This is a genomic window from Mesorhizobium kowhaii (assembly GCF_003253745.1).
GTDB classification, from domain to species: domain Bacteria; phylum Pseudomonadota; class Alphaproteobacteria; order Rhizobiales; family Rhizobiaceae; genus Mesorhizobium; species Mesorhizobium kowhaii.
On sequence record NZ_MZXV01000035.1, the window covers coordinates 1 to 1018 of the forward strand.

Consider the following 1018-nt stretch of genomic DNA (forward strand, 5'->3'; position numbering starts at 1 on the left):
TTTCGGTTTCGGAGTCGTCTTCGTTGGGGGGCGCGTTCGCGCGGTATGAGCAGGATTTCGCCACCTATAATGATAGCCACTGGGCGGCTGACGGCACTGACTGGGCCTCGGCGAACTATTACGACCGCGCCTTCATCAACTATGTCTGGTATGCGCGCACCGGCGAGCAGGTTTATCTCGAGCGCGGCAATGCGATCGCTGACGATTATCTGAAGAACTATGTCGAGGGGAATAACTACGGCGTGGCCTCCTGGTGGTCCATGCCCAAGGGCATCACCGCCCACTATCTGCTCAATGGCGACCAGGCCAGCCTGAGCGCCATCGGCAAGATGGCCGACCAGGTCGTCAATCCGTGGAACACGGAGAATAATTGGGCCAACCTGTTCGACCCGCATCAGTCGGAGGGCCGCGAGCAGGCGCGCGCCCTGGAAACGCTCACGCAGGCAATCCTCATCGATGCGCCTTCCGTTGGCGTCCCCAACATCCAGCCCAATGGTGAAGACTGGGGGGTCTCCGGCGGCAACGATTTCCGCGCTTTGGCCAAGTCGCTCGTGGAGAAGATCCTGACTTCCGGCTTCCAGCATGCCGACGGCTCGCGTCCGCACTTCGTGGACGGCGCGACCCCTGACGGCGCGCCGATCGACAAGCCGTTCATGAACGGGCTCATGAACGAGGCCTTGACGAACTACTACGAGCAGGTCGACGCCGACCCGCGCATCGTGTCCTTCATCAAGACCAATCTCGATTACATGTGGGCCCACGAATGGGATGCCACGGCCAAGGCGTTTCAATATATCGACGAAACGTCCGCCACGGGAGAGCAGGATGGGCCGGCCGCCGACCTGAACATGCTGATCGTGAATGGGTTCGGCTTTGTCTACCAGCACACCGGCGACGCGACATATCTGGAGCGCGGCAATATCGTCTTCGAGGGCGGGGTGGAGGGCACCTGGCTCGAAGGCTCGAAGCAGTTCAACCAGCAATATGCAAGCTCCTACAATTACATCGCCTATACCCA

The 1018-nt window shown here is 60.3% G+C and carries 1 protein-coding gene; it reads left to right on the forward strand.

Going from position 1 to position 1018, the window contains the following annotated elements; genetic code table 11:
* Nucleotides 1-23 precede the first annotated feature (23 nt).
* On the forward strand, nt 24-1018 hold a 995-nt coding region (locus tag B5V02_RS18020), incomplete at its 3' end, for a hypothetical protein (protein WP_208647102.1).